The sequence below is a fragment of the Bradyrhizobium sp. 14AA genome (genome assembly GCF_054185205.1).
The window spans coordinates 129,099-141,175 of sequence record NZ_JAVAYM010000006.1 but is presented as its reverse complement, the minus strand read 5'-3'; the positions used below and the strand labels follow the sequence as shown (position 1 = coordinate 141,175).

At 57.2% G+C, this 12,077-nt stretch carries 6 protein-coding genes and 1 pseudogene; 1 reads left to right on the top strand and 6 read right to left on the bottom strand.

The window, feature by feature from the left end:
* Positions 1–266: 266 nt before the first annotated feature.
* Positions 267–1,508: an endonuclease/exonuclease/phosphatase family protein gene (locus RAD15_RS13825; RefSeq protein WP_458178240.1), complete on the bottom strand. Its 1,242-nt coding sequence runs from the start codon at positions 1,506–1,508 to the stop codon at positions 267–269.
* A 232-nt stretch (positions 1,509–1,740) separates the two neighbouring features.
* Positions 1,741–3,471 (bottom strand): phospholipase D-like domain-containing protein, encoded by a 1,731-nt coding sequence (locus RAD15_RS13820; RefSeq protein WP_458178238.1) that lies wholly within the window; start codon positions 3,469–3,471, stop codon positions 1,741–1,743.
* Between the two features lie 143 nt (positions 3,472–3,614).
* Here RAD15_RS13820 and RAD15_RS13815 point away from each other — a divergent pair, with 143 nt between their 5' ends.
* Positions 3,615–4,724, top strand: coding sequence for an SLOG cluster 4 domain-containing protein (locus tag RAD15_RS13815; protein WP_458178236.1), 1,110 nt, complete (start codon positions 3,615–3,617; stop codon positions 4,722–4,724).
* Positions 4,725–5,483: 759 nt separating this feature from the next.
* Here RAD15_RS13815 and RAD15_RS13810 read toward each other — a convergent pair.
* The 4 genes and pseudogenes from RAD15_RS13810 to RAD15_RS13795 form a co-directional block, all read right to left on the bottom strand.
* A pseudogene (locus tag RAD15_RS13810) lies at positions 5,484–5,774 on the bottom strand (tyrosine-type recombinase/integrase); the annotation flags it as partial.
* Between the two features lie 264 nt (positions 5,775–6,038).
* The gene (locus tag RAD15_RS13805) at positions 6,039–8,882 is read right to left on the bottom strand and encodes an SEC-C metal-binding domain-containing protein (protein WP_458178234.1); all 2,844 of its coding nucleotides are present in this window, start codon (positions 8,880–8,882) and stop codon (positions 6,039–6,041) included.
* A gap of 85 nt (positions 8,883–8,967) precedes the next feature.
* Positions 8,968–10,248 carry a YiiX/YebB-like N1pC/P60 family cysteine hydrolase gene (locus RAD15_RS13800; RefSeq protein WP_458178232.1) on the bottom strand — a complete coding sequence of 427 codons (1,281 nt, stop codon included), beginning with the start codon at positions 10,246–10,248 and terminating at the stop codon, positions 8,968–8,970.
* A gap of 87 nt (positions 10,249–10,335) precedes the next feature.
* Positions 10,336–11,883: a Fic family protein gene (locus RAD15_RS13795; protein WP_458178230.1), complete on the bottom strand. Its 1,548-nt coding sequence runs from the start codon at positions 11,881–11,883 to the stop codon at positions 10,336–10,338.
* Positions 11,884–12,077: the final 194 nt, after the last annotated feature.

Here is a 12,077-nt window from a genome sequence, read left to right as displayed (position 1 = left end):
GCGTATGGCGCCTTATTCCTCGCTGATATTGAACGATGCGCCATGACTATCGAAATACTTCCATGGCACTCCATCTTTGAACACGAGGGCGTCCAATCCCGTTGCCGTGTTTCGCGCATCCTGCTCGCTGGACACGATCACACGGAGGTTTTTGAATGCTGTCCGACGCTGCATCTAGGGCGTAGATTACGAATGAAGACATGTCGTACCTTCATGATGGTGAGATGTCGAAGACGGGCGTCGAAAGTTATCCGGTCACTGCCACGCTAGAAGCTCAGGGTTGCCGTCGACGGACAATGATCCGAGATAGCCAGCAACGGATCGGGATGGCCTTGCCCGGCCGGCCGCGTCCCTCCGAAGCGGCCAATGGCGACCTTGGTGGCTGGATTTGGCACCGAAAGGCTCGAGCTCACGAGCATTTGGTCTAATCCGATCGGGTTGCGGCAGCCAAGGCTATCTCCGCGTGTTAGCGGCTTCAGCGCATCCTGATCGAACAGCTCCCGTTTAGAGCGCTCGCAGAGTTGCTTGGCGACAGCATTGACAGGGCATTCAGGTTCCAGGTGCGCAAGGGCGCTGGAAGCCGGGGCATCATCATTGACCTCGCCGTATAAGCTCCGAACTAGAACGCCGGTTGGAAGGGATGTCGCTGGGTCGCTTCCGTCGGAACGGATGGCCGATTTCGCGATAGAGGTTTTCTCGTGCGAGAGATTGCGGTTGAAATCCCCCATCAGGATGACCGGCATGCCTGAGGAGCTTGTCTCTAGCCAATCCTCGAGCGGACGAACCTGTCGCTGGAGGATCGGGCAAGCAGCGCCGCCGCCATCAAGCTTACCTCGATCTTCGAGCGGGCTAACACAAGACGACTTTAGATGCACGGTCATGACCCGCAGTGGTCTACCGTCGATGTGAAGCGTCAGCGATAACCCGGGGCGCACCTGATCCGTCGCAGCGAGATCCGGCAGGGACAAGGTCGCGACGACAGCGCAGTCCGAGCCCGTACCGAGGTTTTTCTTCCAGGCGATGGCAAGCCGCTGGACCTTGAAATTGTCAAACGAGCAGATCTCGTAATCAGCACCGTTGTTCGGCAGAACTTCGCGCACGGCGGTGGCGCCGCTCACCTCCTGGAACGCCATGATGTCCGGATCGAGGTTCCTGGCGATGAAGTCTTGGAGCTGCTGAGAGCGCTTCAGATAGGCCGCTTCCGTCACCGGGACGATCTTGAAGTTCGCTTGATAGACGTCGCACGGGGGTTTTGCGGCGATGTCCCATTTGATTTTTGCGTTACGCCCCCATTTGAGTTCCCAGCCTGGCTTTGTTGCCCCGGTTGTTGATGGTTCGAACAACCCGCTGGCGGGATTGAGTGCGAAAGGCTGGCTGCAATCACGGATCCAATCCTTTGCTTCAGCCTGACTCAGATGCCAGCCGAGATTCCACGTTGCGATCTTGACGTCGCGCGCCTGCACACCCTGCGCTGCATCAAGCAGGATGAGAGCGGCCAGCACGATCATTCGGTGAATTCTCATGAGACGCTCCTGACGTTGACGGATGGACAAGCCAGCCGCGCGACGGTGATCACCATATCGCGTTTGGAAAGGCGGAGAAGGGCCGGTGATCGTGCAGTCTGGGCCATGGTTGCAATCGCTTGGTTTTAATCGGTTGCGAACAGCATACGTTTAACGTCAATCAAAATGCGCAAAGTCAGAAAGCAAGCCGACCGTGCCGCCCTTTCGGGCGTTCGGCCTATAGACCACGCTCCCTGGCGAGCGATGCTTTCGTTCCTTTCTTATAAGCACCCTTTACCCACTCATCGCGCGTTTGCTTGAGCACAAGCGGGTCGGCCTCAGAGCCCGGCTTCGGTTTCGCTCCCTTTTTCTCATGGGTCTTGTTCCAAATGGCGCGAGCCCGATAGTGGTTGTAGAGGCGCATGAATTCCGCGACATAGGCGTGAGCAAGCTCAACATTGCCCTTTATCTCCAAGACATTCTCGTCGTTGGAATTCTCTGAGGCTTTGCTGAAATTGGGAGAGCCGGTGTAGATGGTCGGCGCCGCGGTGTCGCCGTCGATCACGATGAACTTGTGGTGCACATGGATCGGCGGAACGCTCGACTTCTTTTTTGCGGCCTTGGCCTTGCTCTTGGTAACCGACGCGTCGTACCCCGTTGTGTCGATCGTCCTCAGTTCAGGCAGGAAGCCACGCGGAGCATTGGCGCCAAAGGCCGAATAGGGAAGCGTGTCCGGGTTCGTCTGCGAGCGGTGGAAGATCGTGCTTGCGATCTCCGGAAGCTTTCGCTTTTCGCCCTTTTTGGTCGGCTTGTCGGGATCATCAATACTGTTCAACAAGCCATAGATCAGATGCTTTGGTGAATCGCCCTTGGCAAAGATGGCTTCCATGAGGGCTTTGTCGGACGCTGTGAACATACAGAACAACACCGACGATTTGGCTTTGCTTACAGCCTCCGTGACCGTGTCCAAAAATTTACGCTGCGTGCCGGGTTCCGGCAGAAAGAAAACGCGGATCTTGGTATCTTCAACGTCTGTTACATCACTCCAGGCTGGCGCCTCCATATCCTTCTTGCCGATGTTTTTGGCGAGGAGGTTGGCGCGCTCAGCATAGAGCGCGGCGAGTTCGCGCGAATGGATGATGTGGAGAAGGTTAGCCTGCACCGTCTGGGCTTCGGGCGTGAAATTTGTCGAGCCCATCAGCACGGCCTGCTCATGCTTCTTCTTGTAAGAAACAATGAACTTGTCGTGCATCAGCTTTGAGATGGCGTCGCGCTTGTGGATCGAGATGTTGTGGCGCTCGTCCGCGATCAGATGGGCCGCGCTGCGGGATTTAGAATCGTCCGCCTTGTCGAAATAGACGATCGAGCCGCGCCCCTCGAAGCTGGTAAAAGCGGGGATGACCCATCGGTTGTCGGTCAGATGGTAGATGGCGCATTCGAACGCGTCGCTCTCCTCAAGGATGTCCGGGATCGCATTTTGAAGGCCGTTGGCCAGCCAATCCATTTGCTTCTCGAGCGGCTTGACCTTTTGCTTGGCAAAACTCTGCGCGCTCACAACAGCCCGGTTGAAATAGGTGGCGATCTGTCCCTGGAGCGGCTTTGGCACAGCGACCTTTCGCTTGCCGGCAGCCCCCTTTTGTAATTTCAAGTCGTTTGGGCCTGTGCCCAGGACCGGAATGACGGTGTATTCGAAGGTCTTTCCCTGGTCGTCGGTATTGATGCCACCATCCCACCAGTTAAATTTCTGGATCGGCGCGCGGTCGCTTCCCTTCGGGCGGGCGTCATCAGCAAGCGGCACAAAATCGAGCTTGTTGAACAAGAACTGCGGTTTTCTGTCGCGCCCGTAACCCGGGGTACGCTCGATGGCGAAGCCCAGAAAATCCGGATGGTCGACGCCGTCCTCCCAATTGAACGTCAAAAGTACGCAGCCTGGACTCGCATAGGTTTTGATTGTCACTGGAGTGACCATGACCGCTTCCCCCGCTCGTTCCCCCGCTCGGCGGGATATCATGCACGAATAGACCGCTCGCGCAATACGTGCAGGAGGTGTATAACGCCCGTCCAGACGCTTTCCGCCTTTATATTCTTGTCATTTTCCTCCGGAGCATTGCGATGCCTGCCACCGTGCCCGACCAGCTCTACACCGCCGAAGATTTGTTGGGAGGCTTTAACCCGTGGGACCCGATGGGCTTCACGCTGTCACGAGACTTCGCGATCTACCGTGAGTTCGCCAGCGACGGGGGACCGTTGCCGGCGTCGCTGGCCATCCGCGCGGCGGAGGCCGCGCATGACGCCGCGATCGCCGATGCGCTGCGGGTCTTTCTGAAGACGGTTCAACGTCCGCTCGTGGGAGTCATGGGCGGCCACAGCCTTCCGCGCAATCACAAGGCTTACGCAGCCATTGCCCACCTCGCGCGCGATCTCGCCCGGCAGCATTTTCTGCTTGTCACGGGCGGCGGGCCGGGCGTGATGGAGGCCGCGCATCTGGGGGTGGCGTTTTCCTCGTTCGACAGCGTTGGGCCGCTCGACGAAGCAATTGGGCTCATAAGCGCCGCGCCAAAAGCCCCCTTCCTCGACGATCTCTTTAATGATGATTGGACGATCAAAAAAGATAAGCTCGGGGCGATCGACGAAGCACGCAAATGGTTGAAGACGGCTCTTGAGGTTCGCGCTAAAGCACCTGCTATCCTACCCGTTAGTTTGGCGATCCCGACGTGGCTCTATGGCGCGGAGCCTACGATGCCGTTCGCAACGCACTACGCGAAATATTTCCAAAACAGCTTGCGCGAGGAAGCCCTCGTCAACAATTCGCGGGCGGGCATCATTTATGGCCGCGGCGGGGGCGGAACGATGCGGGAGATTTATCAGGATGTGGAGCGCAACTACTACGCCAAGACCCTCGAGGAAGTGACGCCGATGATTTTCTTCGACGGTGACAAGTATTGGGAAACGGACCCTCTGCTTGGGGAAACGCAGGCGACCACGCCGGGCATCAATGTTCATCCGACAATCCGCCCGATCCTGGCCTTCGGTCTCGTCTCGGAAAAGCGGCCGAAGGGCGACGTGGAGGCTTGCTTGGACGAGAAACTGCTCTTCACCACGGATCACGCGTCGATTATCAAGGTGTTGCGCGGACATGAAAAGACATCGCAGCGTAACCTGACCTTCGCCCTCGCAGCCGAACCCTTGAAGATCGGGACGCTCAGGATGAACCGCAGGTAGGCCGAGTCCCCCTCGATTCGAGAGTGGCGTACTAGCACAGCCGCGTTGAGGCGCAACTCTCCATCGGCTGACTCTATGTGTTAGTGCAGCCGTGAACTCTCTCGACGGCAGTATTGCGGGGATTTGCCCAACTATTGAATTGTTTTAGCAATTCCTGGTGGCCAATTCGAACTTGAAGTAATCTGACCGATGTAGGGGCAGACTGGGCGACCTGCCAACGACACCGCGGGGGCAAAATGCGCCATGGCGTGCTCTCGGCTGCCTAATGTGCAACGCTTGATTCCCCCCCGCCCTTCATCTGCCCGGGTAGGGTGAGCGACACTTCGCATCGTCCGTCCGATTCGTACGCTACGGCATCCAGCAGCCGCACTGGCGCTCTAGATTTCTTTTTTGCTGGCAAGATTTGCGATCCTATTACCCAGGCCGGTCGAGGTTCGGTGGGAGACATGGACGGCAAGGACGAGAGAACTCGGGTCGAGGCGTTAGGGTCGCCAGATCGCACGGAAACGCCCCGGCCCACGAAGCGCGGTCGCAAGAACCGTGGCATGCCGCCGCCCGCGCGGTTCGATATCGATACTCTTCCCGGGAGCTCTAATTTGACGGCGTTGGAGGCAGCGGCCGTTCTCCGGCGCACGCCCGGCGCGCTGGAGCAGTGGCGGAGACATCCGGACCACCCGCTGAAATGGCGTTACGTCGATGGCCGCCCGCTCTATCGTGTCGACGCGGTGCGCGACTATCTGTCCAAGCGCGATAAGACGACTAGGACTCCTCGGCCGCATAATGCTCACGGAGACGGCCGAGCAGCTCGGCCTTGATCGGGTCAAGCGGGTTCGTCCGCTGCAGGCGCACGATTTTGCCGCCCCGTTTGGCGCCAACCAACTCCGCAATGTAGTCGTGAGCCGCTTCGAACGCCATCTTGCGGATGATCCACTGTTCGTCGTGATTGTATACCTGATCGATTCCGCTTGGCTTTTGCCCAACACACAGCCGCTGAATCTCGTTGTCGTAGCCACAGCGCGACATGATGGTGCGCAAGCTGCGCCTGAGTGTGAATCGGCATGGGGTCCCGACGCCGACCGGCACGATAAGCCCCTGACAGCATTGACCTAGGCGGGGTCATTCCATGGCGCCGATTCACACGGGTTGCTCTGGCGCACGTTCGGCTCTCCCACCCCGCTCAATTCGCCTTCTTAACGGACGACTAAGCAGCAGCAGGACGGCCGAGCTACCAAACGTCCGATGCGTATGGGCTTCTGACCCAAGTCAGTCTGTCCAGGCGTGGCCGCGTCAACCTGCCGGACGTCAGGGCGAGCGTCAGTCCCCGCGACCGTGGCAATGTTTGAATTTCTTACCTGACCCACAGAAACAACGCTCATTTCGTCCGACCTGGCGCTTTGCTGCCCGCGCTGGGGTCTCTCGAATCCGCTCCCGCTCCGGTTTGGCAAAGCGGCGCGCAAGTCCTTCAAGCAAACCTGGAGGCGGCACCCATTTTGGTGGCGGTCCAAACTCCCGAATCGTTGAGATTAGCTCCCGCTGCTTCTCGAGCTCTCTGTGCGCTAGAGGGGAAAGACCGCTCTTGTAGCGCCCCAGACGCTCCATCTCGGCCTCAGCGTCGGAAAACCGTTCGCAATAAGCAAGAACGACGGCATACTGTGAGCGGACAGCGATTAGATAATCAGCGAGCTTCCACTGGCGAAGCTGGGGCAAAACGATGGTTTCCATCATGTTTAGTGCGCCATCGAAGTCGCGATTGCGTACGAACTGATCCACAAGGTCCTGCCCGACCCGAAATAAGGAGTCTGGGGCGTGTGCCAGATCGTAGAATTTCAGAGCGTGAATCCTTGCGAGCGGAGAAAATTGGCCCTGAGCGTCAAGCGCCTTGGCGAGAACGTCGAGCGAATCCGCGAGATGCTTGATGTCGTCGATGTTAGCCCCATTCTTAAGCATCCGCTTCAATTCGGGAGCATTATTTCCCATCACCCTATCTGGAGTCAGTCCGATCAGCTCATAATAATCCCGGATTAGAGGCTGAACACGCTTTTCTGCAGCTTCCGCGTCTCCCAATGCGAGCTCTGCGCATGCAACATTGTACCAAAACACACGCTGATGACCGGGAGGGAGTTTGTTGATGATCGGCGTAAGGTCCGCCACCAGACGCATAGCGCCGCGTTGGTCGCCTCCACCGGCAAGAAAGTTCATTCGCTTCATGCCGACGCGCAGCCGTTCCTCAGCGCCAAGATTGTGGGCTGTGATCAGAGCGTCCATTTGATCGAGCCATAAAGCGGCGCGATCAGAACCAGATTTAAGGTCGGCAAATGCCAGTCCGTCGAGTGCCTTTATTCGCTGATCAGGGGGAACAGTCTCATCCAGCGCGCCGTGTTCGAGGAAAGCTTCAACCTCGGGCCAGACACCCATTTCATGGAAGAGCTCGTCTGTAGCCATTTCGACCAAAACATCGAGGCGACCGACCTCTCCGCTCAGCCGGAGGAACAGCGATAGCTTTGCCGGGTGCCAGCTCTCTAAAAGGCTCTTCTGTACGACAGCTCGAAGAGCTTCCCGTGACGCTTTTATACTCGCAGCGCCCCGGAGAAGTAATCGTCCCTTGCCTACTGCGCGTGCCGCATTGTGTAGCTTGATCCGGTCGTCGGCAAACACCTGGAGCAGACCCTGACTCATCAATTGGCGAAGAGCCCGGTCGGCGTTAGCCTGATCGGACCCGCCGGCCATCGAAATATAGGCCTGTATTTCTGTGCGCCTCAGTGGTGCATCGCAAAGGCTCAGCAGTTCGGCAACGTCAGCCACAGCCTTCGGCAACCGGTCAAAAACCCGACCGAGGATGAAATCCTGGGCGACTTCCCGGGCGTGTGCCGATTGCGCAAGGTCAGCACAGAGCTGCTTTAGCGAACCATCATAGTCGGCTTTTGCAACGGAGATTGCATTCAGAATGAAAAGCGGAAGGCCGCCGGTTAGATCGATCAACCGCTGGCAAGTGGCGGCATCGCTCTGGCACTCCTGATCATGGGCCGCCGCCGCTACTGTATCTGATGCCCATCCAAGCAGAGCCTCTCGAGTGACGCCGAGAATCGCCTCAAGACCGGAGACTTCGCCTTCGGGGCGCCCCAAAAGCACAAAACGGATCTCTCTCCCAGATTGAACCACCCCCATCAAGTCGTCAGCAGGCAATTGGTGAACGTTGTCGAGTGCAACTGTGACAACCTCTCCGCGCTCCGCCAGACGGCGGGATAAAAGCTGGAGTATTTCTCGCCCGGACGCGCCAGGCAGAAGTATCTGCCCAAGGCCGCCCCCCGTCTGAAACAGCCGACCAGCTACTTCCCGGGCAACGGCGTTGGCAAGGGCGGCGCCGGGTGTATCGGCGACATCGAGATAGATCAAAGTGCCCGGCGCATGTTGAGCAGACTGTGCCAGCCACGATGTTTTTCCGGCACCCGAATAGCCAACAATCAGCCTGACCCTTTCTCCCGTCAACAGGTTGGGCTCCTGCTCCTGCACCCGATAGGGAGACGGAGGCAGTGGCAGGTCCTGCAACTGTATTACGAGCTGCTCAAAAAGTCTGGGAAGCTCTCCAGCCCGGAAGGTGTGATCCAGGTTCTCGTCCTCTCCCGTTGCCGCAAGAGATACGAGGCCAGCCAGCTTCCAAACTAGAGTTTCCGGCGCGAGGGTCGCGAACGGTAACTCTCCGGCCATCCTGCTGGCCGCTTCCGCCGCTTCGACAAGCGACGATTGGGGAGCCGGAAGGATTCGTTTTTCTGGATCGGCCAATGGCCAATCAACCTGCACATCGCCCGGCCAGTCGGCCGTTTTGAGCCGAGCGGCAAGAGGGCCGTTGGGAGCTGCGTTGCTAACAATGAGAAAATCAGGTTCTCCGTAGCGCTCACCACGCTTGTGAGCGGCGCGCAATTCTCCGAAGCGCGCCAAAGCTTCCTCGATATCGTTCCAGGCGAGCGGTTCTTTCCGGTGTTTCACCTGGACGTAGATACGCCGCCCATCGAACTGCACTTCGACATCTTCGTCGCTCTCGACCTCAACGCTCTCCATCGACAACGCGACCGCCGATAGCAGACATTGTACGGTATATAGATGCTGGAAAAGGAAACCGCGATGCACAGCCTCGATCCGGACAAGCTGTGCCGGATCCAAGACGTTGCCCCTCCCATGTGCCGCTTGGGTCAAGAAAAAGACCTCCGCCCACCAAGAAGGCGCGCCGTTAAAGTTCCGCCTTCCATCACGTCTTTCGAAGCCTCGAAAAAAAAGGCATCAATAGGTTGCCCATGATACCACGCCGAATTTCGAGGCACTCATCGCAGAGACGCAAGGATGGCACTCCGGGCATGGTCTCCGCGCCGTTGACCACACGGTATGCATTGGCAGGATGATCTCCGCATGAGGAGCAGATATCGGTACGCCCCTCTGCGGAGACGGCATGACGGGATAAAGCTGCAAGCTTCGGTTCGACGCGATCGATCAACGACCACCAATATTCAGTATGAGGCTCGATCTGCTCCATGTGTTGTTCAAGTAAACTGGGGTAATGCTTTCGCAGCCAACCGTAAGCCACTTCCCTACGGCTCTGGTCGTTGCGCACTAGCGTTTCGAACAGTGCAATCTGAAGGCGGAAAGACTCCCGTGGATGCTGCCGCTGGATCGCCTGAAGCTGCACGAGATTGATCGCAAAGCGAATCCCGCCAGTGTAGGCCTCTTGTACGGTGCCTATGCAATAGTCACACAGGGCGCCGGGCGAAGTGGAAAGTTGGTCTATCAGCCCATGGGTGTAGCGCCATGGATGCTCCTCGACTTCCATCTTCCAAAGATCGAGGTAGCCAGTGTCCTTGAGTGCAGCCGCGATCACTTGATCAGATTCAGGGCGTCTTTCGAGCAAATCATACATATGATTGAAATTCTCTACTTCAGGGTCAACAGAGCGCGCGGCATCCAGCACAGCGTTCTGTGCGTCATGCATGGCCTGGATCGGGTTCGGGCGACCGGATGTCCATGCAAGTTCGTCGGCGGATACAGGCTCAAACTCGACCGGAAGCTCTTTTAAGAGCGGGCTGATGCGCAGATCTTCCGGTGAGCAGTAATCCGCATCCGGCACGAGCTCTATGCCGGCCATCTTGTATACTCGCGCTGCCAGACGGGAGCAGAATTGTCGTTTTGATCTTGGCCTGCGAACTGCAGCGACTGATCGTGCGGCTTCGCTTTTGGAATAGCGTGCACCGATTTCGGATCGTGCATAGTCAACAATCTGCTCTAGCACCTTGCGATCAGGCGCATCCTTCAGACGGAAGTGAAACGCCTTTTCATCGTCCTCAAATAGTTCGCGCTGCAGATTACGCGCCTGCACTCCGGTTGAAGTCGAATCGATAAATGAACCGTGCTGGACGCATATCATCGCGTGAGATACGACGGCCCCGGTCGTGAAGCGGATGGCTTTACTGACCTTCCCTGGGCGTGCTGTAAGAAGAATATCTCCTGGCTCTACGCTGTCGATCTTGATGCGTTTCATCACTTGTCCAATCAAGAATCGAATTCTTCAAGGGACGAGTCTCCGCCGGAGGGAGGGGATGTTCCGATCTTTGAATAAGATACTCCGTCAGTCACTTGCGGCTCCGCTTTGGCCAAAGGAGTCTGCGTACAATTGCTCAACCTTGGCAACTTCATCTTGGGTTAGCTCGGCGAATTCGTTCTCGCGTGCTCTTTTTGAAAGCCTCCCTTGATTCTGCCGCAGAAAGCCAAACAGATTGTTCAGCGTTCGCTCCGGCATGTCGATGATGCTTTCGACCCCGGACCGGAAAAGATCGAAGTTGCGAAGGAAGCTCGTCTCGTTCGGGAGGTCCTGCTCGATTGTCTGCCGCACGCATTCGTACAGGAATTCTGCATGAGGGGTCGCGTCGAAGAAACGGTAAAAATCCCCTGTGGCGTTCAAAACCTTCACATTGTTCTTTGGGGTCGCTTCCCATTGAACGCAGGGAAGTAGCCTGCTGGAATAGCTTTCCAGCACGCCCTTGTACTCCATGATCCGGTCAAGAATTGCCGACGACACAGGAAAATGAACACCAGCCGGATTGAACCCGCGCCTCCCGAGAACGTGGTGCATCAGATAGCGGTGAATACGTCCGTTGCCGTCCTCAAACGGATGGATATAGACAAAACCGAATGCGAGCACTGCCGCTGCGATAACGGGATCGATCTCGTTTTCTGCAGTGTGATCGAACGCAATCAATCCTGCCATAAGAGAGGCGATGTCTTCATGCCGCGCGCTGATATGGTCCGGGATAGGCCGCTGCGTGTCGCGGTCGTGCTCACCGACAAAGCCGCCTTCCTGACGGAAGCCAAGCTTCACGAAACGCTCATCTCCGATAACGATCCCCTGCAGGCGCAGGAATTCCTGCTCGTCGAGCGGCGCACGTCCCGCCTCGCCGATGGCGCGTCCCCATCTCTGAATGCGGTCCTGGGGCGGTCTTTCTCCTTCGATTACGTAGCTGGACTTTGAATCTTTCAGCAGCAGGAAAGCAGCCGTGCGCGCGAGCAAATCCTTCGGAACCTCGCTTACGACTGCGCGCGCGCGTTCCTTCCAGTCCTGCGCGATGAATTGGTTCAGCACAGGCGTCTTGAAGACGAGCGGGCAAAATTCCGGAGTGCCGGGAAGATTGTTGCGAACGCGATGCCGGGCAGAATTCGTGCCGCCCCCTCCGAATTGGAGGTCGGTGTCGATGGCGTCGACATATGAAACCTTGTCTGTAAGCGTCAGCTTCAGCTCGCGACCAAGCAACCACTCGTACAGAAACCAGATACGGCGTGTGTAAATTCCGGTCGGCTTCTGCCGAACAAGCTCCGCGATATCTCCTTCTCTAACCGCGAGGAAAAGCCGCTTCAGGATGGCAAGGTCGAGGCCTTCATTCTTGAGAGCAAAAGTTAGGTGGCCTTCAAGCGAGGCCTCAGGCGCATGGCGCGGCGTGTAGATGCGCCAACCATCCTGTTCAAAGATGCGGTGCTTGGTGCCGATGGCTGAAAGGATGCGGGGTACTGGGACGGAGAGCTTGTAAGCGCCAATAAGCGCCGCATAACCCGCTGGGACAGCGGGCTCAGGCAATCGCCTATCGTGAAAAACGCTCACCGATCCTGAAAATTCAACGCTCACTGCTTTTCCTCTGAAAAACAATTTCCACCCCGATTTTTCTTCACGGGAGCCGCTAGATTTCGAAAATTGATCTTAACACGTGAAAAACGATCTCTCAATTGTAAGATCACGAAAAGTATTCACCAGAAAAGGGATTTGACATTGTCATTATTTTTGTCGTATGATGCTGACATCGGAGCCAATGATGAGCGATG

Coding starts and splice junctions, on each gene's coding strand:
- RAD15_RS13815 (WP_458178236.1), top strand. CDS start 3,615: ATGCCTGCCACCGTGCCCGACCAGCTCTACACCGCCGAAGATTTGTTG.
- RAD15_RS13820 (WP_458178238.1), bottom strand. CDS start 3,471: ATGGTCACTCCAGTGACAATCAAAACCTATGCGAGTCCAGGCTGCGTA.
- RAD15_RS13825 (WP_458178240.1), bottom strand. CDS start 1,508: ATGATCGTGCTGGCCGCTCTCATCCTGCTTGATGCAGCGCAGGGTGTG.
- RAD15_RS13800 (WP_458178232.1), bottom strand. CDS start 10,248: ATGAAACGCATCAAGATCGACAGCGTAGAGCCAGGAGATATTCTTCTT.